This window comes from Thiocapsa sp. (assembly GCF_018399035.1).
Lineage (GTDB): Bacteria > Pseudomonadota > Gammaproteobacteria > Chromatiales > Chromatiaceae > Thiocapsa.
On record NZ_CP073760.1, the window covers coordinates 3,794,099 to 3,819,173 of the forward strand.

Annotated in this window: 23 protein-coding genes; 9 read left to right on the plus strand and 14 right to left on the minus strand. The window is 64.9% G+C overall.

What is annotated here, in order from left to right; translation table 11 throughout:
- The first annotated feature begins 111 nt into the window (after nucleotides 1-111).
- From KFB96_RS17230 to KFB96_RS17240, 3 genes are all read left to right on the plus strand, one after another.
- A complete protein-coding gene (locus KFB96_RS17230) occupies nucleotides 112-930 on the plus strand; it encodes a class I SAM-dependent methyltransferase (protein ID WP_213459960.1) in 819 nt (272 codons plus the stop codon).
- Nucleotides 927-1,769: a methyltransferase domain-containing protein gene (locus KFB96_RS17235; RefSeq protein ID WP_213459962.1), complete on the plus strand. Its 843-nt coding sequence runs from the start codon at nucleotides 927-929 to the stop codon at nucleotides 1,767-1,769. The genes KFB96_RS17230 and KFB96_RS17235 overlap by 4 nt, the downstream gene beginning before the upstream one ends.
- Before the next feature lie 134 nt (nucleotides 1,770-1,903).
- Nucleotides 1,904-3,901 (plus strand): choline BCCT transporter BetT, encoded by a 1,998-nt coding sequence (locus KFB96_RS17240; protein WP_213459964.1) that lies wholly within the window; start codon nucleotides 1,904-1,906, stop codon nucleotides 3,899-3,901.
- Nucleotides 3,902-3,924: 23 nt separating this feature from the next.
- On the opposite strand, the gene KFB96_RS17245 is transcribed toward KFB96_RS17240, so the two are convergent.
- The 7 genes from KFB96_RS17245 to KFB96_RS17275 all read right to left on the minus strand — a co-directional run bounded on the left by KFB96_RS17245 (nucleotide 3,925) and on the right by KFB96_RS17275 (nucleotide 10,723).
- Complete coding sequence (locus KFB96_RS17245; RefSeq protein WP_213459966.1) at nucleotides 3,925-5,469, minus strand: mechanosensitive ion channel family protein; 1,545 nt, start codon at nucleotides 5,467-5,469, stop codon at nucleotides 3,925-3,927.
- Between the two features lie 195 nt (nucleotides 5,470-5,664).
- Nucleotides 5,665-6,492 carry a bifunctional DNA-formamidopyrimidine glycosylase/DNA-(apurinic or apyrimidinic site) lyase gene (gene mutM / locus KFB96_RS17250; protein ID WP_213459968.1) on the minus strand — a complete coding sequence of 276 codons (828 nt, stop codon included), beginning with the start codon at nucleotides 6,490-6,492 and terminating at the stop codon, nucleotides 5,665-5,667.
- Nucleotides 6,492-6,644: a hypothetical protein gene (locus tag KFB96_RS17255; protein WP_213501453.1), complete on the minus strand. Its 153-nt coding sequence runs from the start codon at nucleotides 6,642-6,644 to the stop codon at nucleotides 6,492-6,494. Before KFB96_RS17255 ends, mutM begins: the two co-directional genes overlap by 1 nt.
- An 11-nt stretch (nucleotides 6,645-6,655) precedes the next feature.
- Nucleotides 6,656-7,687 carry a hypothetical protein gene (locus tag KFB96_RS17260; RefSeq protein WP_213501454.1) on the minus strand — a complete coding sequence of 344 codons (1,032 nt, stop codon included), beginning with the start codon at nucleotides 7,685-7,687 and terminating at the stop codon, nucleotides 6,656-6,658.
- Nucleotides 7,684-9,057 (minus strand): GldG family protein, encoded by a 1,374-nt coding sequence (locus KFB96_RS17265; RefSeq protein ID WP_213459972.1) that lies wholly within the window; start codon nucleotides 9,055-9,057, stop codon nucleotides 7,684-7,686. The genes KFB96_RS17260 and KFB96_RS17265 overlap by 4 nt, the downstream gene beginning before the upstream one ends.
- On the minus strand, nucleotides 9,054-9,791 hold the full coding sequence (locus KFB96_RS17270) for an ABC transporter permease subunit (protein ID WP_213459974.1): 738 nt from the start codon (nucleotides 9,789-9,791) through the stop codon (nucleotides 9,054-9,056). The genes KFB96_RS17265 and KFB96_RS17270 overlap by 4 nt, the downstream gene beginning before the upstream one ends.
- Nucleotides 9,788-10,723, minus strand: coding sequence for an ABC transporter ATP-binding protein (locus KFB96_RS17275; protein WP_213459976.1), 936 nt, complete (start codon nucleotides 10,721-10,723; stop codon nucleotides 9,788-9,790). Before KFB96_RS17275 ends, KFB96_RS17270 begins: the two co-directional genes overlap by 4 nt.
- 641 nt (nucleotides 10,724-11,364) lie before the next feature.
- Here KFB96_RS17275 and KFB96_RS17280 point away from each other — a divergent pair.
- Nucleotides 11,365-12,309, plus strand: coding sequence for a DUF6544 family protein (locus tag KFB96_RS17280; protein ID WP_300970424.1), 945 nt, complete (start codon nucleotides 11,365-11,367; stop codon nucleotides 12,307-12,309).
- A gap of 101 nt (nucleotides 12,310-12,410) precedes the next feature.
- Here KFB96_RS17280 and KFB96_RS17285 read toward each other — a convergent pair whose 3' ends face one another.
- From KFB96_RS17285 to KFB96_RS17305, 5 genes are all read right to left on the minus strand, one after another.
- Complete coding sequence (locus tag KFB96_RS17285) at nucleotides 12,411-12,848, minus strand: PGPGW domain-containing protein (RefSeq protein WP_213459978.1); 438 nt, start codon at nucleotides 12,846-12,848, stop codon at nucleotides 12,411-12,413.
- 368 nt (nucleotides 12,849-13,216) lie between these two features.
- On the minus strand, nucleotides 13,217-14,263 hold the full coding sequence (hypE, locus tag KFB96_RS17290; protein ID WP_213459979.1) for a hydrogenase expression/formation protein HypE: 1,047 nt from the start codon (nucleotides 14,261-14,263) through the stop codon (nucleotides 13,217-13,219).
- 457 nt (nucleotides 14,264-14,720) lie between these two features.
- The gene (gene hypD, locus KFB96_RS17295; protein WP_213459981.1) at nucleotides 14,721-15,869 is read right to left on the minus strand and encodes a hydrogenase formation protein HypD; all 1,149 of its coding nucleotides are present in this window, start codon (nucleotides 15,867-15,869) and stop codon (nucleotides 14,721-14,723) included.
- The gene (locus KFB96_RS17300; RefSeq protein ID WP_213459983.1) at nucleotides 15,866-16,150 is read right to left on the minus strand and encodes a HypC/HybG/HupF family hydrogenase formation chaperone; all 285 of its coding nucleotides are present in this window, start codon (nucleotides 16,148-16,150) and stop codon (nucleotides 15,866-15,868) included. Before KFB96_RS17300 ends, hypD begins: the two co-directional genes overlap by 4 nt.
- A gap of 207 nt (nucleotides 16,151-16,357) precedes the next feature.
- On the minus strand, nucleotides 16,358-17,515 hold the full coding sequence (locus tag KFB96_RS17305; protein WP_213459985.1) for a nickel-dependent hydrogenase large subunit: 1,158 nt from the start codon (nucleotides 17,513-17,515) through the stop codon (nucleotides 16,358-16,360).
- A gap of 461 nt (nucleotides 17,516-17,976) precedes the next feature.
- Here KFB96_RS17305 and KFB96_RS17310 point away from each other — a divergent pair, with 461 nt between their 5' ends.
- Nucleotides 17,977-18,582: a methyltransferase gene (locus tag KFB96_RS17310; protein WP_213459987.1), complete on the plus strand. Its 606-nt coding sequence runs from the start codon at nucleotides 17,977-17,979 to the stop codon at nucleotides 18,580-18,582.
- 131 nt (nucleotides 18,583-18,713) lie between these two features.
- On the opposite strand, the gene KFB96_RS17315 is transcribed toward KFB96_RS17310, so the two are convergent.
- Complete coding sequence (locus KFB96_RS17315) at nucleotides 18,714-19,283, minus strand: tetratricopeptide repeat protein (RefSeq protein ID WP_213459990.1); 570 nt, start codon at nucleotides 19,281-19,283, stop codon at nucleotides 18,714-18,716.
- Between the two features lie 298 nt (nucleotides 19,284-19,581).
- The gene (locus KFB96_RS17320; RefSeq protein ID WP_213459992.1) at nucleotides 19,582-19,737 is read right to left on the minus strand and encodes a hypothetical protein; all 156 of its coding nucleotides are present in this window, start codon (nucleotides 19,735-19,737) and stop codon (nucleotides 19,582-19,584) included.
- 194 nt (nucleotides 19,738-19,931) lie between these two features.
- On the opposite strand from KFB96_RS17320, the gene KFB96_RS17325 reads away from it, so the two are divergent.
- From KFB96_RS17325 to KFB96_RS17340, 4 genes are all read left to right on the plus strand, one after another.
- The gene (locus KFB96_RS17325) at nucleotides 19,932-20,648 is read left to right on the plus strand and encodes a response regulator (protein ID WP_213459994.1); all 717 of its coding nucleotides are present in this window, start codon (nucleotides 19,932-19,934) and stop codon (nucleotides 20,646-20,648) included.
- A complete protein-coding gene (locus KFB96_RS17330; protein WP_213459996.1) occupies nucleotides 20,645-22,015 on the plus strand; it encodes an ATP-binding protein in 1,371 nt (456 codons plus the stop codon). Before KFB96_RS17325 ends, KFB96_RS17330 begins: the two co-directional genes overlap by 4 nt.
- Before the next feature lie 50 nt (nucleotides 22,016-22,065).
- Nucleotides 22,066-22,530: a peroxiredoxin gene (locus tag KFB96_RS17335; protein ID WP_213459998.1), complete on the plus strand. Its 465-nt coding sequence runs from the start codon at nucleotides 22,066-22,068 to the stop codon at nucleotides 22,528-22,530.
- 154 nt (nucleotides 22,531-22,684) lie between these two features.
- The gene (locus KFB96_RS17340) at nucleotides 22,685-25,075 is read left to right on the plus strand and encodes an ATP-binding protein (protein WP_213460000.1); all 2,391 of its coding nucleotides are present in this window, start codon (nucleotides 22,685-22,687) and stop codon (nucleotides 25,073-25,075) included.

The window sequence follows — 25,075 nt, forward strand, 5'->3', positions numbered from 1 at the left end:
TTTATCGCCCGAATCGGGCGGCTCCGCTCACGCAGCGGTGAGGCGCTTGCTCAGATCCGACGGCGTCTTCAGCCACCAACATCACTCCCGCTCAGGGAGCCAGGAGGTGACATGAAGCTCGAACGCACCAAGCAAGACTACGGGACCAATCCGCTGAAGGTCCGCGACACCAATCATTACCAAGCCGAATACATCCAATCGTTCGTGGAGAAATGGGACGAGCTGATCGACTGGGACGGACGTGCCCAGAGTGAAGGCGACTTCTTCATCCGACTCCTCGAGGAGCACGGTGCGCGTAAGGTACTTGATGTCGCCACCGGAACCGGTTTCCACTCGGTGCAACTGCTGCGGGCCGGGTTCGAGGTGACCAGTGCAGACGGCAATCCCGTCATGCTGGCGAAGGCCTTCGAGAATGCACGACGCAACGAGAAGATCCTGCGGACCGTGCAAGCGGATTGGCGGTGGCTCAATCGAGACGTCCACGATTACTACGACGCCGTCATCTGTCTGGGCAATTCATTCACCCATCTGCACGACGAGAACGACCGCCGCAAGGCCTTGGCCGAATTCTATGCCACGCTGCGCCACGACGGCATCCTGATCCTCGATCAGCGCAACTACGACGCGATTCTGGATCATCAGATTCCCCCGACGCACAACTATTATTACTGCGGCGAAAATGTCCGTGCTCAGCCCGAGCATGTCGACGAGACGCTCGCGCGTTTTCGCTACGAATTTCCCGGCGACCACGTCTTTCATCTCAACATGTTTCCCTTGCGCAAGGATTACACGCGCCGATTGCTGCACGAGGTCGGCTTCCAGCGCGTCACGACCTATGGCGACTTCAAGGAGACCTATCGCGACGACGAGCCGGACTTCTTTATCCACGTTGCCGAGAAACGCTACGTGGAAGGAGGCGACGACACATGAGCGACACCTACTCCGCGGTCGTCGAAACCGCGCGCACCTATTACAACAGCGAGGATGCCGACAACTTCTACTTCCATGTCTGGGGTGGAGAAGACATCCATATCGGGATCTACGATCGGCCCGACGAGGCGATCGCCGAGGCGAGCCGTCGTACCGTGGAGCGGATGGCGGCGCTGGTCCCCGGCCTCGGGGCCGACACCCGGGTACTCGACATGGGCGCCGGTTACGGCGGGGCGGCACGCTGGCTCGCCGGACAGCTCGGCTGTCGCGTCACGGCGCTGAATCTGAGCGAACGCGAGAACGCGCGTCACCGAGAGATGAACCGTGAACAGGGTCTCGAGCACTTGATCGAGGTGGTGGACGGAAGCTTCGAGACCGTCCCCTCACCCGATGGACGCTACGACCTGGTCTGGTCGCAGGACGCCATCCTGCACAGCGGGCTGCGCGAGCAGGTCATCGCGGAGGCCGCGCGTGTGCTGCGCCCGGGAGGGCGCTTGGTGTTCACGGATCCGATGCAGGCGGACGACTGCCCGCCCGGTATGCTCGAGCCGGTGCTCGCGCGGATCCATCTGGACAGCTTGGGATCGATCGGTGCCTACCGCGCGGCGGCCGCCCGTTATGGACTCGAGCCGATGGAGGTGCTCGAGATGACGGAGAACCTGGTGACCCACTACGGCCGCGTGCGCGAGGATCTGGTTCGGGCGCGCGAGTCGCTCGCCGGCAAGGTTTCGGATGCCTATGTCGATCGCATGATCGCCGGTCTCGGACACTGGGTCGACGCAGGTGCCTCGGGCTACCTTCGGTGGGGAATCCTTCACTTCAAGAAGACCGCCGACTGAGGGTCATGCGCGCCGGACGGCATCGCGTGTGCAGACACCGATCGTCCGGCCTCGTCGGCCGGAGAACCAACACGCACTTCGGACATGGGTGACCTCGGTCGCCTCGTCGGGAGCCGGACCGAAGGATCAAGACCATGAACGATAACAACGAATCGGCCCCCGGAGCGGAGACCAAACCCTGGATTCAGTGGAATCCTCCGGTCTTCATCATCTCGGCGGTACTGACCTTGGCCTTCGTGCTCTTCGCCGCCCTCGCCACGGAGACCGCCGAACCCCTGTTCAAATCCATTCAGGACTGGGTGATCGAATCGGCCGGTTGGTTTTACGTGATGGCCGTCGCCGGTTTTCTGGTCTTCGTGATCGCGCTCGCCGTCTCGAGTCTCGGGCGAATCAAGCTCGGACCCGAGCACTCCGAGCCGGACTACAGCTATCTGTCCTGGTTCGCGATGCTGTTCTCGGCCGGCATGGGGATCGGGCTGATGTTTTTCGGCGTGGCCGAGCCGGTGATGCACTTCGTCGCCCCTCCGGTCGGTGATCCGGAGGTCGCCGAGGCCGCCCGTCAAGCCATGCGGATCACCTTTTTCCACTGGGGCGTCCATGCCTGGGCCATCTATGCCGTCGTCGCGCTCTCGCTGGCCTATTTCGCGTTCAGGCACGGACTGCCCCTGACCATTCGTTCCTCGCTCTACCCGCTGATCGGCGATCGCATCTACGGCCCGATCGGTCATACGGTCGATATCTTCGCGGTCTTGGGGACCATCTTCGGCGTGGCCACCTCGCTCGGATTCGGGGTGATTCAGATCAACTCGGGGCTCAACTATCTCTTCGATGTGCCGACATCGATCGGCGTCCAGGTGATGTTGATCGCAGGCATCACGGCCATTGCAACCCTCTCGGTAGGTCTCGGACTCGACGCGGGGATCCGGCGTATCTCGGAATTGAACATGATCCTGGCCGTGGGCTTGATGGCCTTTGTCCTGATCGCCGGGCCGACCGTCTTTCTGCTGCAGACGCTGGTTCAGAACACCGGGATGTATCTGTCCAATCTGTTCGAGATGACCTTCAATCTCTACGCCTACGAGCCGACGGACTGGATCGGCGGCTGGACGCTCTTCTATTGGGGCTGGTGGATCGCCTGGGCGCCCTTCGTCGGCATGTTCATCGCGCGGGTCTCGCGCGGACGCACCATTCGTGAATTCGTCACCGGCGTCCTCCTGGTACCGCTGGGCTTTACCTTCATGTGGATGACCTTCTTCGGCAACACCGCCATCCACATGATCATGATCCAAGGGATCAGCTCGCTCGCCGCTGCGGTGGCGGTCGATACCTCGGTGGCGCTCTTTCAGTTCTTCGAGCACCTGCCGTTTTCGAGCGTGACCGCGCTGCTCGCGACGCTCCTGGTCGTCACCTTCTTCGTGACCTCGTCGGACTCAGGGTCCCTGGTGGTGGACATCCTGACCTCGGGCGGCAAAGAGGAATCACCGCTCTGGCAGCGCATCTTCTGGGCGGTCGTCGAAGGCGTGGTCGCTGCGGCCTTGTTGGTCGCAGGCGGGTTAGCCGCACTCCAGACCGCCACCATCGCGAGCGCACTGCCCTTTACGGTCGTGATGATCCTCATGTGCTGGGGCTTGCTGAAGGCGCTGCGCATCGACGCGATCAAGCATCTGAGCCTGCGCGAGGCACGGGTGACACCCGGCGGCCCGCAAAGCCCGGTCAACTGGCGCCGCCGACTGCGCGTACTCGTGCACCAGCCGACCCAAGCCGAAGTGTTGCGTTTCATCCGCGACAGCGTGAAACCGGCCTTGAGCGAGGTCGTCGAGGAGTTGGGCAAGATGAGCCTGGATGCCGGGCTCGTGGAAGGCGAGGACGGCCGTGTCTGGGTCGAGGTCCGGCACGGCGCCGAGATCGATTTCTTCTATTCGGTCCGACCGCGCCCCTACGAGTCACCCAGCTTCGTGATGCGCGACACCCGCGCCAGCCGGGCAAAGGCGCTCGAGTATTTCCGCGCGGAGGTCCACCTGCGCGAAGGCGGTCAAGACTACGACCTCATGGGCTGGAGCGCGCAGGACATCATCGGCGACGTCCTCGACCAGTACGAGCGGCACATGCACTTCCTCCAGACGGTGCGGTGACATCTCGGCGGTCTTCAAACGGGTTAGGGTCGCCGCGTAAAGCTTGATTGGCGGGCCATGAGCCCTTCGATACGCTGGCGGATATCGCGCAGACTCAGGCGCCCGACCGGCTGGCGGCTCGCAGCCCTGGCCGCATCCGCGGCATCGACGCGTTCCTTCACGATGCGGGCGAGACGCTCGGCCAGCTCCGGGCGTTTGGCCAAGAGAGACCTCAGGCAGTCCAGATCGATCCGGATCAGGGTCACGTCGCTCTTGGCCCGCAGCTCCAGGAAGGAGGGCTCGTCGGTCAACATGGATGTGATCCCCAGGTGATGGCCGGGGCCGAGGACCTCCGTTACCTTGCGGGTGCGATCCGGCAGCGTGATGGCGGCCTCTACGAGTCCGCCGACGATCACGTAAAAGGCATCGCTCGGCGCGCCTTCGGCGAGGATGACATGCCCGCTGTCGAAGTGAGAGTAAACACTGCGCGCGGCGACCTGCTCGAGCTCCTCCTGCGTGAGCGAGCCCGCCACATCCAAGCCCTTGAGCGCGAGCAGGATCGTCGGCGGCTCGGCCTGGACCACGGCGGCTCGGCGCGTGTGCAGCTCGTGAACCTCGGGTGCCATGCTGATCCCGGCGCGTTGCATGGCCCAATGAATCTCGCGGAACAGCTCCTCGCGACCGCGAAACACCGCGGGATAGTTCTTCAAATGGACCCACACCATGTACTGGTAAGGAACCGTCGTGGCATCCGCCAGGCGGACGATCGGGTGTGGGAATTTGAGGACGCTCTCGCACCGCAGGGCCGCGTCGAGGATGAGCGCAGTGGCGAAGCGCGGATCGACCTCGGCCGGGATCCGGACGAAATACCAGGGCGCGAAGAGATGCTGGTCGTCATGCAGATTCTTCAGCGGCTCGCCGGCCATCTTTGAGTTCGGAATGACATGGGTGGCGTTGTCCCAACCCCGCAGGCGGGTGGCGCGCCAGTTGAGGTCGATGACCTGACCGACGGTGCCGTCGCGCAGCTCGACCCAATCACCCATCTTGAACGGCCGCTCGATGCCGAGTGCGATCCCGGAGAAGAGATCCCCCAGAGTGCGCTGGAGCGCAAGGCCGAGCACCGCTGCGGCGACACCCGTAGAGAGCCAAATCCCTGCAAAGGAGTAGCCGCGCTGCCAGAGTAAGATCGCAATACCCACGAACATGAGCGCGGCATAGATCAAGCCGACGACCAGCTTCGGCACGCGCTCGGGTAGGGCGTCGTCGGCCTTGCGCAGGATCATCACCTCGATCAGGCGCGCGAGCAGCCAACTGGCGACCAGATAGCACACGACCAGGGTCGCGGTCCGCACCCCGGCGTTGGCATTCTCGAGCGCCAGCCACGGCGTGAGCAGCAGGAGCAAACTCCCCGCCACCAAAACCGCGACGGGCCACAAGAGTAGATCGCCGACGGCGAGCACGATCGGAAAGCGTTTACCCAGTCTGCGTCCCTGGAATGGCCCCGTCCCGAGGCGCCAGAGCATGAGCACGAACGCCACGCCCAGTAAAATGGGCCAATGCAGTTGAGCCAGTCGTTCGATTAAAAGCATCATCCTAAACCGCGCCCGCGGCGGTATGCGTTGTTTGTTGGATTGGGTTGGCCGCGCCGGCTCGGACAACTGTCGGAGCCGGCGCGGTTTAACGTACTAAAAAATTTTGAGTTCTAAACCGCGTCTCACTGGGATCAAGGATATCTCCGAAGCCAAACGCACAATGAAAACAACGCATATCGCTCTGGACGCGGTTTAGTGTTGGCAGTGCACGCAATAGAAGCTCGAGCGTTGTCCGATGCGCCGCTGGCGAATGGGCGTGCCGCAGGCGACGCAGGGCTCGCCGGTGCGGCCGTAGACCCGCAGCGATTGCGCGAAATAGCCGGGGTTGCCGTCCTCCTGGACGAAGTCGCGCAGGGTGGTGCCGCCCTGCGAGATGGAGTCTTCGAGCACGCCGCGGATCACCTCGGCGAGCCGACGGTAGCGCTCCAGGCCGATGCGATGGCAGGCGCGAGCCGGATGGATGCCGGCCAGGAAGAGCGACTCGTTCGCATAGATGTTCCCGACCCCGACCACCACCGAGGCATCCATCAGGAAGATCTTCACGGCGACCCGCCGTTCTCGGCTCAGACGATGGAGGTGGTCGCCGTCGAACGCCGTCCCCAGCGGCTCGGGACCCAGGTCGCGCAGCAGCGGATGACGACTCTCGGCAAGCTCGGGCGTCTCCGGGAGCCACAGAAAAAGACCGAAGCGGCGCGGGTCGTGAAACCGAAGACAACGCCGATCGGCCAACACCAGGTCGAGGTGGTCGTGCTTCTTCGGCGGGCTGTCCACAGGGACGACCCGCAGGCTGCCGGACATCCCCAGATGGAGGAGTAAACTGCCCTGATCCAATCCGATCAAGAGATATTTGCTGCGTCGCGACAAGGACCGCACGGCCTGACCCGCCACGCGCTCTGCGGTCTCGGGCGGGATCGGGCGGCGCAGCCGCGGGTCGCGTACGATCAGACGTTCGATCAGCGCGCCCTCCAAATAGGGGCGGATGCCGCGGAGTGTGGTCTCGACCTCGGGAAGCTCGGGCATCAGGGTTGACCCCTCGGCGGATCGGGATCCGGCGCTGCGGGATCGGCATCGGCAGGATCCGGGGCGAAGGGATCCAGACCGAAACCTTCGGGGAGGTCTCGGCCCTCCTCGACCCCGAAACCCGCTTGCTCGAAATCGTCCCGAGTCAGCACCTCCTCGCGAATCACATCATGCGGGCGCAGCCGAACCTCGGGGGCGAGCCGAGCGGAAGCTCGCCGGAGAGCGGGGCGTCCGGGTCCATCAGCGAATCCAACGCGCCCGGCGATTCGCGCCACTCGGGGTCCCCGTAGGTGAGCGTCGCTGGGTCCGGGGCAAAGACATCCGATCCCGGACTCAAGGGGGACTCCGGCCAAGCCGTGTCGAGCGGCGCGGCGTCCGTGTCGCCATCCGGATCGGCAAAGGGCACCGCAAGCGAGACCGGCGGCGTCGGGTCGATCGCGCCAGGATCCTCGATCAGCTCGGGCGCCTCGCCGAGCACGTAGGTCAGCCTCAGATCCGGTCGTGTCCAACGTCGACCGTCCTCCGATACCCGATAGCGCACCCGTGTCCCGTCCGACGCGCTCAGCTCGAGCAGTGCGCCGTTCGGCTCGCCGATCAAGGGCTCGATCCGCTCGGCGACCAAGACCGAGAGTCGGGCCAAGGTCTCGCCGCTCAGCGGGACGGTGTCGCGCGTGGCGAAGACAGGTACGGGGTCGCGCGGGAGCGGCATGCGCGCCACATAGTCGAGCGGAGGCGCGATCAGCAGATGCTGGAAGCGGTCCGGGATGAGGTGAACCAGGTCGTCGCTCGCGGCATAGCGCCAGTGCTCGATCGGGTCGAGCCCGCCCATCGCGATGTCGGTCGTGTCCAGGCGCAGACGCAGCTTGACCGGGTCCAGACCCAGCTCCTCCAGCGCGGCGGCCTGCGCGGGAACGCTGCGCAGGAGCGGCGCATCGCGGATCGCCAGCAGAGCGGCGACGCGGTCCGGGTCCGCGTCGATGTCCCAGGGAGAGCGCATCCGCCACCCGGAGACGAGCCGCTCGAGCGCGATGGTCGGCTCACCTTCGCGGGCGATCTCGATCAGGTGTGGCTCGGCTGCGCCCGAGCCGGCCAATGTCGGCGACGCTCGCGTGACGGCAAGCTCGTGACGCATCGCCCAGGCGAGTGCCGAGAGGACGAGGATCAGGACCAGGTTGAGGATCCAGCGCGACCTCATGTCCCCCTCCAGCGCAGCCAGCGGATGCCGAGCCCGATCACGAGGAAGAGCCCGGGCAGGATAACCAGGGATCCCAGCCCGATACGCAGCCGTTGCTGCTCGTCGAGGACGAGCGCTGCGGGCTTGCGCGGGTCGGGAGGCAGCACCGTGAGGTCGCCGGGGTCGCTCAGCCAGGCGAGCAGGGCGAGCGCGAGCGCCCGGTTCCCGTAGGCGCCGATCTGGGCGTTGCTCGCGAAATCGCCGTCGCCGACCACCAGAACGCGCTGCTCGCGACCGTCCTCCGGCATCGGGCGATTCAGGGCCAAGACGACGGGGAGCGGACCGGGCTGCTCGCCGATGACCTCGTCGCGGTCGATCGGCCCGTCGAGCCGACCGACCTCGTTCCAGCTTCGCGCGCCGGTCGCCAGATAGGTATCCAGAAGCCATCCGGGGGCGAGCTCGGTCCCGAAGGCGAGGCTGCCGGGCAGTAGCGCCGGGACGTCGAGATCGGCCGAAAAGGGGTGATCCGGATACTCGGCAATGACCGCGACGGCCGGGATCGCGACACCCAAGGCGGCGGCGTCCGCATCGACGACCGTGCCGGGCAGGATCGTCAGACCCAAATAATCGACCAGAGGCTCAAGCCCGTTGAGCGCGCCGGGATCCAGTAGCCAAAGCAGATTGCCGCCCCGATCCAGATACTGGATCAGGCGCTCGACCACGCCCGGAAAGAGCGGGATGCGCGGCGTGGAAAGCACCAGGATACGGGTGTTGATCGGCACCTCCTCGACCCGGCCGAGATCGAGCGGGCGAGCGAGAAATCCGCGCTCCGACAGCTCGCGACCCAGGCGCCCGAGGTCCGCACCCGCCTCGCCCTGAATGGCGCGCTCGCCGTGACCCTCGACCACGGCAACCCAGGGGACGCGGCTCGCGCCGAGCCGGGCGATGGCGGCACTGATCGCACGCTCGCTGACCTCCGCGAGGGTCTCGCGTCGCCCGCGATAGTCGAGCAGGATCTGGCCGATCAGCGTCACCTCGGCATCGCGCGTGCGCTCCGGGAAGAGCTGCGGGTCCACGACCTCGATCAGCATGTCGGGCTGCGCCTGTCGATAGCGCATGAGCAGCCGCTCGATCCCCTTGCCGAGCGGACTCGCCGGGTCGGCAAAGACGGTCGCGCGCAGCGGGCCGTCGAGTCGGGCGAGGATGGCCAGACTCTCGGGCGTCAGGCTGTTGGCGCCGACGGCGGTCCAATCCCAATAGCGGTCATGGCGGGCAACCAACCAGCCGCCCGCGATCAGGACGGCAAGCAGAAGGACGAGAAACAGCGCATCCGCGAGCGGTCGCTCGAGGCGCCGGAGCTGCGCCGTCACAAGGGACAGGATGCCTCTCACTGCAGGACCCGATTCGCGAGTCGGCGGTGGGTCAGGGCCAGAAAAAGCGCCGTGAATCCGAGCAGATAGGCGAGATCGCTCAAACGCACAGCACCCAGCAGAAACCAGAAGAGATGCTCGTTCCAGGAGAGCCAGCCGAAGAGCGAGAGATCGTGCGCGCCCAGTGTCTCGACCCGACCGATGACGGAGAGGACCAGCAGGATCGAAAAGGCCGCAATCACGGCCGCACCCGTTTGAGCGCTCAGGCTCGAGGCATAGAGCCCCACGGCGCAGAACATCACGCCGACCAGCCAGAGCCCGAGCGTGGCGGCGGCGATCTGACCCGGATCCAGCGCGGCGCTCTCGGCGAGCAGCGCGATGTTGAGGACCGGCAGCAGACAGAGCGGCGTCATCAGGATCGTCAGCGCGAGAAACTTCCCCGCCACCAGCTCGCCGATGCGCACCGGCGCGGCGGCCACCAACTCGAAGCTGCCGTCGCGAAACTCGCCGCTGAGCATCCGCATGGCCATCAGGGGCACTGCGAGTATGAGGATCACCGCGGCGAATCCGAACAGGTTCAGGGCCAGCTCCACCGTCAGGCTCGCGATCCGCGCGTCGGCCCCCAGACCCGTGAAGTCGTCGACCACCTTCAGAAAGATCCAGGCGAGCACGACCTGACCGCCGCCGAGCAGGATCCAGGGCAAGGGCGAGACCAGCGCACTGCGCAGCTCGCGACCCGCAATCACGCCGATCATGCCGTCCCCCCCGCGCCGATCAGATCGAAGAAGACGCGCTCCAGGTCCGGGCGCTCCGGACCCAGCTCGCAGAGATCCAACCCGGCGGCAAGGATCTGACGTGCCAGATCGGCGGACTCGGCGCCCTCGGTCAGGATCACCCGAAATCGGTCCTCGCCCAGTGAAACCGCTGCCTCGACGCACGCAAGACGCTCGAGTTGCTCGGCCACCGAACAGGCGCCGAAATCGCCCCCCGGGCGCAGGCGCACCCGCCAGAGCGCGGTCGGACCGAGCGCGCCGAACCGGTCGCTGCGCAGCATCCGGCCCTGATGGAGCACCAGGACACGATCGCAGACCGCTTGGACCTCCGACAGGATATGGCTCGAGAGGATGATCCCGCAGTCGCGCGACAGCTCGCGGATCAGGCCGCGGACCTCGCGGATCTGCACCGGATCGAGCCCCTCGGTCGGCTCGTCCAGAATGAGCAGACGCGGGCGATGCAGGATCGCCTGGGCGATCCCGAGACGCTGGCGAAACCCCTTGGATAGCTTGGCGATGAGTGTGCGACCGACCGCGTCGAGCCCGCAGCGCTGCTTCGCCCGATCCACGGCATCGGCCACATCGGTGCGTGGGACGCGATGCAACCGGGCGCAGTGGCGAAGATACTCGTCGACGCGCAGCTCGGGATAGAGCGGCGGGCGCTCGGGCAGATAACCCAGATGCCGCTTGGCCGCGACCGGGTACCGCGCAAGATCGATGTCCAGGATCTCGACCCGACCACTACTGGGTGCAAGGGTCCCGCTCAGCAGGCGCAGACAGGTCGTCTTGCCGGCCCCGTTCGGCCCGAGCAGGCCCAGCACCTCGCCCTGACGCAGCTCGAGATCGAGACCGCACAAGGCTCGACGGGCTCCGAAGCGGCGGCTGAGATCGGTGACGCGGGCGAGTGTGTCCATGACGAGGGAACGATACCCTGTGCGTGCGGCATTGCCAAACCGCTCCTATCGCACCGTTACACCGTTCGGTTTCTAAGGTGATATCCGGAAAAGGATCTAAACCGCGTCCAGAGCGAGATGCTAACTTTCGAGTGAGTTCGAAGTTTGGTGAATCCACGACCCTTAGCGGGGGACGCGGTTTAAAATTTTATATTTTTTAATACTTTAAACCGCGCCGGCTCCAGCGGCTCTGAAATCCGCCGGGGCCGATCTCATCCAAAAACATCGCATACCGCACTGGGCGCGGTTTAACGGCAGAGCCGGAACCAGGAAAAGTGCTCGAAGACTCTACTCGTTGCCGTTGTCGTTGTCGTTGTCGTAATCGGATTCCGGACGACCACGACAACGACCACGACAACGACAACGACAAATTCCGCGACGGTTTGCTCAAGACTTACGGCGCAAGGGAGACTAGATGCCTTTCAGGCATGTGCAGTCGGGATGCCTATTCTCGGAAATCGCCTAAGATCTCTCACGGAGACACGGAGGGCACGAAGGAAAGATTGAATTCTCCGTACTCTCCGTGAGAGGCATCGCGCGCTGGAACCAGGGTGCCGGCGTCAACTGATCGACGGCAAGCTATCGTGAAGATGGACGGATCGATGATCACCTTGAATTATGCCTGGGAATCGCCCTGTTCCCGACCCGAGCGGGTCGCACCGTTGCAAGCCCCCGGAGCAGAATCGAACATGTGGCTGAACCTGGTTTTCCTGCTGTTGCTCGCCCTGATCATCATGCCCACGGCCGTTCTGCTCCTCGGGATCTCTCGGTGGCAGGCCGGCACGACTCGACTGCAAGCGCGCCTCGAGGCCGGACGCGGCAGGATTATCCCCAACACCTATGACTCGAACGAGCTGGACGGGCTGCCCGCGCCCGTGCAGCGCTACTTCCTTGCGAGCTTGAAGGACGGCCAACCCATCATCTCGGCCGCCGAGCTGGGGCTCGAAGGCGAGATCGACCTCGGTCGGGGTCAGGGTAAATGGTCCCGCGCGACGGCGACCCAATCGGTGGTCATGCAGCGTCCGGGATTCCACTGGGACGCCAGGGTGTGCATCGCTCCGGCAACGAAGATCTTCGTGCTCGATGCCTATATCGCCGGCACGGGCATCTTGAAGGCCGCGCTCTTCGGCCTCTTCCCGGTCGTGAAGGTCCCGAGCAGCCCGGAGCTGACGCATGCCGAGCTGATGCGTTTCCTCGCAGAGGCACCTCTTTACCCGACCAAGCTCCTGCCCAGCCAAGGTGTCGTGTGGGAGCCGATCGACGATCGCTCCGCCCGTGCCACCCTCGCCGACGGCGATCCGAGCGTGTCGCTCGTCTTCGCTTTCGACGAGGCCGGCTTGATCGGCGGCGTACGCGCGAGCGGACGTTACCGTGCGCTGGACGGGAAGATGGTCCAAACGCCCTGGGAGGGCAGCTTCTCGGATTACAAGGAACGCAGCGAGATGCGGATCCCGGTGCGGGCCGAGGTTGCCTGGATCCTGCCGGAGGGGCGCACGCCCTATTGGCGCGGTCGGGTGACCGACGTGATGTACAAGTTCTCCGCCTGAACCACGTCGCTTGCGCAACAGGGTCGCCCCGCTGGGAGAAACGTCGTTCCCGCGACAATGACCCTTTGCATTGACGCGGTTTAGAAGAGTAACGAATCGAATCAATTCGATGGGTTTGGAATTTGCGGCGGCAGCAGTGGGGCATGGCCGCTGCGTCGGCGAATCCAATTGATTCCGCAGAGGATGCGCCGGTCGCTTGCGAGCCGGCGCTCGAGCGCGTACTTCCCGGGAAAATCGCTCAGCACCAAGCCCATGATGATGGTGAGGATCCCCTGACCGGGGAGCACCAGCATCAGGATGCCCGCCAGGACCAAGACCGAGCCGACCAGGTTCCTGAGCAAGCGCAGGCTGAGGTAGACGACCGGATGGAGGCTCTTGAGCCGCGCAGAGTGCCGGTGCGGGTCTACGAAATAATCCTCCGGGATCCGCGCCAGGAGAAACGGCAAGGCGATCAGGGATCCCACGAACATCAGGACCGAAAGTCCTGCCAAGAACAGAAGCAGGCCCTGATGGGCCTCGACCCAACTCATGTCGATCATCACCCTCGCCTCCCGGGCCCTCGGCGGGCTCTTATTCGCGTGCGGCACCCCTGCGCCGATCTGCGGCGCGCTCGGAAGGCAAAACGAGACCTGTGTCACAAACCGCAGCGTCCAATCGGGCCGCTCGGCGCCGTCTATGCTTGAGCAGCGACGCGGGGACACTTGGACGGTCGGGGACCAGGCTCGAGCCTCGTTGCGAAGACACCACATCAACGAGGAAAAATCAAATCGGCGAGGATCGCCGCGGCTGGAAAGATCCGGTGCTCGAGCATCTGCACGCATTCGCCATGATGCGGCCGGACGATCCGGGACAGCGCCGGATCGGTGGCAGGCTTGAGCTCGGGAATCTCACATGGGCAGACCGCGGATCAGCAGATCCGCGGCAACTGCTCCCCCGCAAGCCAGTCGACGATCCGGCTTCCGCCGAAGCCGGTCTCCATCTGCACGAAGCGATGCGGGTCCTCGACGACTTCGCCGATGATGGCCGATTCCGTCCCGAGCGGATGGGCACGCATGGCATCGAGCAGACGCTCGGCCTTGTCGGGCGGGCAGATGGCGATCAGCTTACCCTCGTTGGCGACATAGAGCGGGTCGAGCCCGAGCAGCTCGCAGGCGGCGGCCACCTCGGGGCGAACCGGGATGGCGTCCTCGCGGATCTGCATGCCGACGCCTGACTGGTGGGCCAGCTCGTTGAGCGTCGTCGCCAGACCGCCGCGGGTCGGGTCGCGCAAACAGTGGATGTCCGGGACGGCGGCGACCATGGCGGCGACCAGCGCGTGCAGCGCAGCGCTGTCGGAGCGGATCTCGGTCTCGAAGCCGAGGTTCTCACGCTTTGAGAGAATAGCTACACCGTGGTCGCCCATGCTCCCGCTGACCAGGATCACATCGCCCGGCACGGCACGATCGCCCGAGATCAGGATGCCCTCCGGAACCACGCCGATCCCGGTCGTGGTGATGAAGACCCCGTCGCCCTTGCCGCGCTCCACCACCTTGGTGTCGCCCGTCACCACCGGCACGCCCGCGTTGTTGGCGGCTTGCGCCATGCTCTCGACGATGCGGGCCAGATCGGCGAGCGGAAAGCCTTCCTCCAGGATGAAACCAGCGGCTAGATAAAGCGGCCGAGCGCCGGACATGGCGACATCGTTGATGGTGCCGTGAACGGCGAGCGAGCCGATGTCCCCGCCCGGGAAGAAGAGCGGCGAGATCACGTGACCGTCGGTGCTCATCACCAGACGACCGGGCGGCGGGGTGAAGAGCGCCTGGTCGTTGCCGAGGGTCAAAAGCTCATGGTCGAGATACCGCTGAAACAGCTCGCCGATAAGCTGCGCCATGGCGCGCCCGCCGGAGCCGTGACTCATGTCCACGGCGCCGTTCTTGAGATCGAGCCGCACGGGAAAGCGCCGATCGGATGTCATTCTGAGACCTCGTTGTGAGACGACTGGGTCAGCGATGGAAAGCCTCCGGCCTCCAGCCTGCTGCCGCCAGCTATTAGCAGTCAGCTGTCAGCCGCTGCCTCCAACCTTTCGGCCTTCTGCTTTGAGACGATTCCGTCAGTGACTGCTCGCCGACACGCGGTCGAGCATCAAGGCTAGTCGCTGATAACCAATAACTAATAATAAATAACTGATAACGAATAACTAAACCGCGTCCAGAGCGACATGCGTCATTTTCATTTTGCATTTAAACCGCGTCCAGAGCGAGATGCTAACTTTCGAGTGAGCTCGAAGTTTGGTGAATCCACGACCCTTAGCGGGGGACGCGGTTTAAAATTTTATATTTTTTTAATACTTTAAACCGCGCCGGCTCCAGCGGCTCTGAAATCCGCCGGGGCCGATCCCATCCAAAAACATCGCATACCGCACTGGGCGCGGTTTAACCGCTAACCGCTGGAATCCGGGAGCCATGTACCGGCTCTCTGAACCGCCCGTAGCTCCAATAGGCCGCACAGGCGCCCTCGGAGGACACCATGCAGGAGCCCATTGGGTTGTCGGGCGTGCAGGGGTTGCCGAAAAGCTTGCACTCGGTCGGTGTCTTCACGCCACGCAGGATGGCCGGGCACTCGCAGCCCTTGATCTCTTTGGCCGGGGCGATCTCGACCGGAAAGCGCTGCTCGGCATCCAAGTCCGCGTAGGCGTCGGCCAGGGCCAAGGCGCTGTTGGGCAGGAAGCCGAGACCGCGCCATTCGAACTCGGGGCGGATTCGAAAGACCTCCTCGATCAGGGCCTGCGCCTTGGGGTTGCCCTCCTCGCTCACCGCACGGGTGTACTGGTTTTCGATCTCGCAGCGGCCCTCGTTCAGCTGTCTGACCAGCATCAAGGCGGACTGCATGACATCGAGGGGCTCGAAACCCGCGATCACGACGGGCACCCCGAACTGCTCGGCCACGAAGCGATAGGGACGACTGCCGATGAGCGTGCTCACATGGGAGGGGCCGAGGATACCGTCGAGCTGGACCCCGTCGGGTCCGGCGGTGCTCAGGATCGTCTGCAGCGCCGACGGGGTCAGCACATGGTTGCAGAAGACCGAGAAGTTGGTCAGCCCCTCGGCGCGCGCTGTCTTCACGGCGACGGCGGTCGGCGGCGTGGTCGTCTCGAAGCCGATGGCGAAGAAGACGACCTGCCGATCGGGGTTGTCGCGCGCGATCCGCAGCACGTCTTGGGTCGAGTAGATCATGCGGATATCGGCGCCCTCGGCCTTGGCCTTGAGCAGACTCTTGCGCTCGCTGGCCGGCACGCGCATCAGGTCGCCATAGGTGCAGAGCGTGACAGCGTGCTGCGTGGCGAGCGCGATGGCGTGGTCGATCCGCGCCATCGGCAACACACAGACAGGACAGCCCGGGCCGTGGATGAAACGCAGGTTCGGCGGCATCAGATGCTGCACGCCGTAGCGGAAGATGGCGTGGGTATGTCCGCCGCAGAACTCCATCAGGCGATAGTCGCGCCCGGGATGCGCCTCGGCGGCGATCGTCTCGGCGAGCCGACGGGCGAGCCCCTTGTCGCGGAACTCATCGATGTATTTCACCGTTGGCCCCCGGTCCCCGCAACGATCGATGTCGGCTCGGGCTCAAGCTCCAGCTCCTCCTCGAGCAGCCCCATCTCCGCGATCAGCTCGAGCGTTCGCTGTGCCTCCTCTTCGCTGATCTTGTTCAAGGCGTAGCCCACATGGACCAGGACATAATCGCCGACGGCCGCGTCCTCGATCAGGGCCAACGAGATCTCCTTGCAGACGGGCCCGAGCGCAACCTTCGCGGTATCGGCGACGACATCGATAGAGGTGATGCGTGCGGGAATGGCAAGACACATGGACAAAAGACCTCGTAGGATAAAACGCGTCCGGGGCGATCGATTAGGCGGGTAGATCGGGGCAAACGGCGTCGCCAACCGGAACCTTGGCCAGACGCGTTTTATAGCAATAAAGTAAAAATCTTAAAACGCGCCATCCACAGGGTCATCGAACCCGCGTCCATCCCGCGCCTGAACGACGACCTCGCATGTCGCTCGGGGCGCGTTTTAACAGGTGAGATTGAAGGCCACGCAAGGATCGATCGCCGTAATCAGAAGCTCGGCCTGTCGACGCAACTGCTCCGCGGGGCCGGGCGGCAGACTCTCCAGCGCTCGGGCCACGACGCCGCGCGGGTGAAAATTCCACTCGGTCGGCGCAAGGATTCGATACTCGCGGACGCGGCCGTCCTCGACGTGGACGAGATGAGCCAGAAGGCCGCGTGCCGCGAAGACGCGCCCGAGTCCGACCCCGTTCACTTCCGCGCTCGGCGCTGCCGGGACGGCACGACCCGAGACGTTGCCGCCGAGGAGGCGCAAGCCGGTTGCGACCTCCGTCAACTGAGCGGCGAGGCGGACCAAGAGACCCGCCCCATAGACCTCGATCAACGGCAAAGGGTGAACACGCGTGAAGGGACTGGTCTCGTGGGGTTGGCCCTGCCAGATCGGACGGGCGACGAAATCCGCCCAATCCGGTGCGCTCATCCGCGCGATCAGATCCTCGTCGGAGAGTCTCGGCAGCGCAGTAATCGGGGTCTGCCCGAGCGATGCCTCTCCCGAGTCCAGCAGGGAGCGCAACAGGCGAGCCGCCACCGTCTCCGTCGCGCGACACCAGCGCGCGAAGCCGGAGGGGTCGCCGATCAAGCTCAACCAATGCTCGGGTGAGACCCCGAGCACCTTGTGCGTCAGCAGGTCGGTCAGATCGGTGAGCAGGACATCGAGACCGGGGGCTTGACTCGACGCCCCACTCGCGCCGACGCCGAACAGATCGCCGGCAGGGTCGATCCGCGCCAGGATGCGGTTCGACAGGGCAAGGACTGCCGCCATGTCGTCGCGCCTCGGTGGCTCGCCCAAGATCGCGGGCCAGTCCAGAAGGATTCGCCAAAGGTGCTCGCGGATCGTCTCCGCGGCGATCGCCGCCTCGCGCCGTCCGCGGATGATCGGGCTCGCAACGCATCCGGTTGCCTGCTCGAATGCCGACGCACAGGCGCCGGCTTGAGCGCGGGAGCAGATCGAGAAGAGCAGCGGCAGGCGCGCCGCAGTCTCCTCGGGCGAGCGCCCGACGAAGGCCGAGGCGGCAGCGACCGGGCGTGTCGAGCCGATCGTGCAGACGAGACCACTCGAGGACGGCGTCAATTGGATGTCGAGACTTCCACCCGGATCGGACATGCGGTTTGCGGACCTCCGGATCGGCGATGCGATGCTTGCAGTGTAGTCGATCGGGCTGCAGGATAGCCTAAACCGCGTCCGAGGTCCGAGCGGGACATTGGCGTGAGATGCGACGCCCGGTACCCCGGATGACTTGGAGCTGACGCGGTTTAAGGAACTGAAAAGCGATTGGGTCGATACGTTAGTCCCTTGCGCCGCAGGTCGGAAACAAACCGTCGCAGAATTTTTCGTTGTCGTTGTCGTCGTGAATCCGATTAAGATTGCGACAACGACAACGACAACGACAACGACAACGAGCAAAGCCTTCGACCACGTTTCTGGCTTCCGAGTCTGCCGGGTTAGGTTTAATGTCGACCGCCGATGCCTTGAAAGCCGCTCTCTCTGCCCCGTCCAGCCCATGTCGTCCCCGGCGCAGTATCGCCGATCTCCCACACTCGTCACATCCCGGCAGGCCAACTCACGTGCTCACACCCGAACAACTCGCTGCCCTTCGCCGAGACATCGTCTTCAACGCCGAGCTCGGCGGACGCGACCTGACGCTGCACAGCACCTGGGGTCTGTTCTCGCCGCGCGAGATCGATGAAGGCACCCGACTGCTGCTGGCGTATCTGCAGGTCCGACCCGCCGATGACTGCTTCGATCTCGGCTGCGGATATGGTGCGATCGGCTTGGCGATGGCAGCGCTTGCCCCGCAGGGCCAAACCCTGATGGTCGATAAAGATTTCGTCGCGGTGGATTATGCCGCGCGCAACATTACGCTCAACCGGCTAGGGAATGCACGCGCACAGCTCAGCAACGGGTTCGATCAGGTGGACCCCGACCGGCGGTTCGACCTGATCGCAAGCAATATCCCGGCGAAGGTGGGCAAGGAGCTGCTTGCGCTCTTGCTCCACGACGCGCACGCCCGCCTGCGCCCGGGCGGTCGTCTCTATCTGGTGACCATCAACGGGCTGCGCCAGTATATGAAACGCAACCTGACCGAGGTCTTCGGCAATTACGACAAGCTCAAGCAGGGGGCGCATTACACGGTGGCGCTCGCCGAGCGGGCTACAGTGGTTAGTGGTTAGAAACGAACTTTTGAACAGTGACTTGGCGACCGGAACGCCGAAAACTGGCGCGTATTGGGTAAAATCGCGCGGCGGGGCCGGGGTCGACGATTGATGATGGCCGCCGCGACGACGACGGCCGTCGATCCGGATTACTGTTCCTCGATGAGATCCAGCAACCGGGTCGCTTCCTGACCGACACCCGTGTCGGCACCGAGGTCGCGGGCGCGCTCGAGGGCCGTGCGCGCCTCGGCGGCATCGCCGGCCTGCAGGCTCACGAAGCCGAGGGTCAGCCAGATCCGCTGATGCGCCGCATCCTTGGCTGCACCGGCACGCAGTTGAGTGCGTGCGCCATCGGAGTCGCCCAAGTAATGCAGCGCCAATCCGAGATCGTTGTGAGCCTCGACATCGTCCGGCCTGAGCGCGAGGAGACGACGATAGACGGGTACGGCCTCGGTGTAGCGGCGCTCCACGAAGAGCGCGTCGGCCTGTTGCGCCAAGAGATCGGGGTTGGTCTCGGTGATGGTCTGCGGGATCGCGGTCGGCGCCGGACGGGGAGCGGTCTGAGGCGGCATCCCGTGGGGAACGGCCGGCGCGGCGGCGACGGCAGGGCGCGCGGCGTGACGGATGTAGTAATCGCGCGTGACGGCAAAGACCGTAAAACCGTAAAAGAACAAAAACACGGCGAAGAGCAGCCACTGCAGCGGCGAGAGTCTGGGCATGGGATTCGAGGCACATTGAGGAGGAAGATGTCGCGCGATCCTAGGAAGACCGGCGATGCCTGTCAAACCAGGCCAATCGGCGCACTCCGACAGGGCGGGGGCACTGCCGGCAAATCGTCGAGCACGCTGGACCGACATCCTCGCGCTCAGACGCGACCTTGCCTATGCTTGAGGCGGGGGGAATCGGTCAGCGCGGGGGGCGGTGGTCGGATCGCGCACAAAAAAAGACCGCGACGGCAGGGTGTGTCACTGTCGTGGCGGCCGAACTACTAGCTTGCTGCTCGTTTGCGGTTCCGACTCAGGGCCGACGGTCTGATCCATCGGCCTCGTCGGCACCGCATATACGTGAAGGACGAGCTGCACCGGCATCGTCGCGGTTGATGAGCGCGACCAGAAAGCCGGCGCAGAGAACCGCCGCGATCAGACCCGTAATCGTCAGTGCATCGAAGCTCATGCGTGCTCCCCCTCTATCCGTTGGATGACTGCTCCAGGAAGCGCAGGGCCGAGGCTCAAGCAAAGACTCGACCGCGGACCTCCGCGTTGGGCTACATCTTGCACGCGAGACATCAAAAGAGTATTTCACTTATCTCTAATATTGTAACAAGTTGTTACGGTCCTTTGACCCCGGCCGAACGAGACCCTGCCGAGATGCCCGATACACCGATCCAGATCCTGGTTGTCGACGACGATTCGGCCCTGCGCGCCCTGCTCGGAGACTATCTCGCCGGGGAGGGCTTCAGCGTGGCCGGGGCCGAGGACGGCGTGGCGATGGATGCCTGGCTGGCGGAGCATGAGACGGACTTGGTGATCCTCGACCTGATGCTCCCCGGCGAGGACGGACTGACGCTGGCACGCCGACTGCGCGCGCGCGCAGATACCCCGATCATCATGCTGTCGGCCCGCGGCGACGACATCGATCGGATTGTCGGCCTGGAGGTCGGCGCCGACGACTATATGCCAAAGCCCTTCAATCCGCGGGAGCTGCTTGCGCGAATCCGTGCGGTGTTGCGCCGCCGCGCCCCGAGCGCGCCAGCCGAGCCCCGCGAGGACGAGGGGGTGATCCGCTTCGGATCCTATCGGCTCGACCTCGGCCAACGCGAGCTGCGCCGCGGCGATCAACCCGTCGTGCTCACCTCCGGTGAGCTCGAGCTGCTGCGCATCCTTGCCGAACATCCCGACCGCGTCTTGGATCGCGATCTGCTGCTCGACCTGCTCAAAGGCTACGAGCGCTCGCCCTTCGATCGCAGCATCGACGTGCAGATCGCGCGCCTGCGCGCGAAGATCGAGCCGGATACGAAGCGCCCGCGCTACATCCGCACCATCTGGGGCAAGGGTTACATGTTCACGCCGGCGGGCGACGCATGACGCTTTTTGCCAAGCTGATCCCGGCAAGCCTGTTCGGGCGCGCGCTGCTCACCTTGGTCTTCACCTTCGGGCTGTTCGGCCTCGTCACCTTTTGGGTCATCGTCTCCTATGCGCTGACGCCGGTCGCGCAACGCTCCGCCTCGGATCTGGCGAGCATCATGGTGTTGTCGGCGCGGACCCTGCGTCAGCTCCCGGCGGAGACGCGTGACGACTATCGCTCCAGGCTGGCGCGGGAGTACCAGATCCGACTCGCCGAGGAGCGTCCGCTCACGGATGTGAACCAGTTCTTCTTCCCGTATATCGGCCAGCTCAAACGCGCCCTGGAAGACCGACTCGGCGGCGAGGTGGAAATCGTGACCAGTGTCGCCAACAACGAGCGGTGGTTCTGGGTCGCACTGGATGCGAGCGGAGAAACGGTCTGGGCAGGGTTCCCCCGCAGCCGGGTCGAGACGCGCCCGATCGAGGGCCTGTCCGTCATCATCGGTGTCGCGGTGCTCTTGATCGTCGGTAGTGCGCTGATCCTGGCGGGCCGCGTCACCCAGCCGCTCAACCGCCTCTCCAAGGCCGCCGAGCAGGTCGCGCTCGGCTACTCGCCGGCCGTCTTGTCGGAAAGCGGCCCCAAAGAGCTCGCAAACCTCGCGCGTCAGTTCAATACCACCAGTCGACGTATCCGCGAGCTGATCGCCAATCGCACCCTGCTGCTGGCCGGGATCTCGCACGATCTGCGCACGCCGCTGACACGCTTGCGTCTCGCCGTGGAGATGCTGCCGCGCGGCACCGCACCGGCGCTCGTCGCCCGGATGGAACGCGACATCGAGGAGATGAACGCACTCATCACCCAGGCGATCGATTTCGGCAAGAGCCTCGAAACAGGCAAGCGCGAGGACGTCGATCTCGCCGCCTTGATCGACGACCTGGTCGCCGGTCGACCGCGGGTGATCTGGCAACGCAGTCGCTCGTGCCGCTATCGCGCCGACGTCTTGGCGTTGCGCCGCATCCTGAGCAATCTGCTCGAAAACGCCCTGCGTTACAGTCAAGACCTGGTCGAGATCCATCTCGACTGCAAGACAACGACGCCCGTGATCTTCGTGCTCGATCGCGGGCCGGGGATCCCGGAAGCGGAGCGCGAGGCCGTCTTCCGTCCTTACTACCGCCTGGAGACCTCGCGCAACCGCCTGACCGGCGGCACGGGATTGGGTCTTGCCGTGGCCTATCAGCTCGCCTTGTCGAACCAGATGGAGCTTCATCTGGGCACCCGTCGCGGAGGCGGGACCGTCGCGAGCGTTCGCTTGCCGCCGCTCGAGCTCGAGCCCGCCCTTGCGCCGCGCAACGGTAAGGCGGTTGACGTGCCGTGCGAGGGTGCCTAAATTCCGCCCTGACATCCATCAATCCGCTCGACCACCCGGAGCCCTTCGCGATGCTGCAACCTGGCGATCACGCGCCCGTCTTCACACTCCCCAACGCGGACATGGGGCGGGTGAGCCTCGATCGGCTCCTCGGGCAACGCAACCTGGTGATCTACTTTTATCCGAAGGACGACACACCGGGCTGCACGATGGAGGCGCTTGACTTCACCGACCTGCAAGCCGACTTCGACGCCGCCGAGACCGATGTCGTGGGCATCAGCCGCGACACCTGCACCAGTCACGGCGCCTTCCGCGACAAATACGGTTTGACCGTCCAACTGCTCGCCGATACCGAGGGCGAGGCGTGCGAGGCTTACGGCGTGTGGCGCGAGAAGGAGGCGCACGGCGAGAAACGCATGGGGATCGTTCGCTCGACCTTCGTCGTCGACAAGGGCGGCGTCATCCGACATGCACTCTACGACGTCAAGCCCAAGGGCCATGCCGCCCAGATCCTGGAACTGGTCCAGGCGCTCTGATCCGCGACCGGGAACGGCCATCGAGATGCTCTCGCCGCCGACCGAGGAGAGAAGCCCGATCTCCTCGGTCGAGCCGGGATCGGTGTCCGGCCCGGGCGCTCCTTCGTCCTCCCCCGCGCTCGACCCCGAGCCGCGCTCGGAGACTGCGCGGAGCGTGAAGCTGCGCGCCTACATCCTGATCTTCCTCTTGATCTTCGGCCTGACCCCGCTGGTGTTGGCCGTGCTGATCAACCTCCCGCTGGTGCTGGATCGCACCGCGATGTTCTACCAGCGCGCCTATCTGCAGAATCTGCGCGCGGACTTTCGTGATCTCGACCAACATCTGGCCAGTCGACACGAGATGATCCGGCTGCTCTCGAAGCTCCCCGAGCCCGGCCTGATTCTCGGCGAGCAGGGCAATGCGGATCAGATCGACGTCGCACGCGCACGCTACACCGCCTGGATCAATCAGATCCTCGCCGATCAACGCGACATCATCCAGATCCTCTTCGTCGGCGACGACGCTCAGGAGCGTTTCTGGCTGGCTCGCGATGCCCGCACACAGGAATGGCGACCGACCGCCTCGCCCCCGCAGGTCCCGAATCGCGAATTCCTGACTGCCGGACTCGATCTGCAGTCCGGCGCAGTGATGGTGAGTCGAATCCGTATCGACCCCTTGGCGGGTGTCGACGACCCGCGCCAGCTCATGACGCTGAGCCTGGTCAGCCGAATCGGCGGGGAGAAGCCGGAAGACCCGCGCGGGGTGGTCGTGATGACCATCGATGTCGGCGGACTCGCCCAGTTCTACCGGGACACGCTGTGGGTGAATCACGACGGCAGCTATCTGCGTCCCGGTCAGCCGGCAAGTGGCCAGCCCGAGGCCTTCGACGCCTTCCCCGGCTTGGCCGAGATCTTTGCCGGCGGCACCCTTGCCGTCTGGAAGGGCCGACAAGGCCGGCAGCTGCTCTGGGTGCCGATGTTCCTGACCGAGGACGGGGTGCCGCTCTGGGTAGGCCGCGCTGTGGACCCCTCGCCGATCGAGGAGTTTCGCGACGCCTTGATCGTGCGTGTCCTCTCGATCATCTTCCTTCTGGTCTTGGTGGTGATGGTGCTGGCGCGATGGATCGCGGCCCGTGCCGAGTATTTCGGCGAGGAGCTCCGGGGCGGAATCGGACAGGTGCTGCGCGACGGTCGGCCGCTGCGCTTCAGTTGGCGCGGTCCGCGGGAGATCCGCGAGCTCGGCGAGCAGCTCACCGTGCTCGCGCAGACCCACGCCGAGCACCTGCAGGCGGCGCAAGCCCATACCCGCGAGCTGGAGCGATCCAACCGGTACAAGTCCGAGTTCCTGGCCAACGTCAGCCACGAGCTGCGCACGCCGCTGAACTCGATCCTCCTGCTCTCCAAGATGTTGGCCGCCGAGACCAGCGGACTCAATCCGGGGCAGCGACGCCAAGCCCAGGTGATCCACGAGGCCGGGCGCGATCTGCGGACCATGATCGACAACATCCTGGACATCTCGCGGATCGAGGCCGGACACGTCGCCGTGACCTCCGACTGGGTCGAGCTGCGTCCGATGCTCGAAGAGCTGATCGAGTTGGTCGAGCCGATGGTGGCGGAGAAACCGGTCGTGCTCGACCTCGAGATCGACCCGCGCGCCGCGACGCGGGTCCACACGGATCGCGACAAGCTGCGACAGATCCTCAAGAATTTTCTCTCGAACGCCGTGAAGTTCACCGAGCAGGGGCGCATCACCCTGGCGGTCGATGCGGGAGAGGATCCCCAGAAAGCGGTCGCGCTCAGCGTCGCCGACACCGGAATCGGGATCCCGCACGACAAACAGGAGATCATCTTCGAGGCCTTCCAGCAGGCCGACGGGTCGACGCGCCGCCGCTACGGCGGCACCGGCTTGGGACTCTCGATCAGCCGCGAGCTCGCGCTCTTGCTCGGTGGACGGATCCAGGTCGAAAGCTCGCCCGGCGCCGGCGCCTGCTTCACCCTCCTCATGCCCGTCGCCGCCGTCGCCGCCGTCGAGCCGGAAGGCGTCTCGGCGGCCGCACCGGCAAGCGCACACGTCACGCCGCTTCCGCCCGAGGACTCTCCCGGTGCGCTCCGCTCGACCTCGAGCCGGGGTACCGGTACAGGTGCGAGCGGCGGCTGGGTGCTGATCGTCGAGCGCGACGTCAAAACCCTCGTTCAGCTCGCCTCGGAGCTGTCGCGGCGCGACCTGCGCGTGCAAACTGCGGCCGATCTCGACGAGGCACTCGAGACCCTACAGGACGAGGGTGAAGGCTGCGAGCTGGTGCTGCTGGCCGCCGGGGTGTCCGACGACATGACCTGTGCTACGATTCGGACACTGTTGAGCCGCAGTGCGGGGCCTCACCCGGCCGTTGCCGTGCTCGGCGATCGATCGGCCAAGACTCGGGTTGACGACTGCTTGGGTGCGGGTGCCGTCGAATTTCTATCCAAACCCATCGATCCCGATCAACTCACGGCGCTGCTCGCCGAGGTGCTGCCGGACAGACAGGTCCCGGAGCCATCCGCAGCGATCCGCGAACCGATCGTTTGA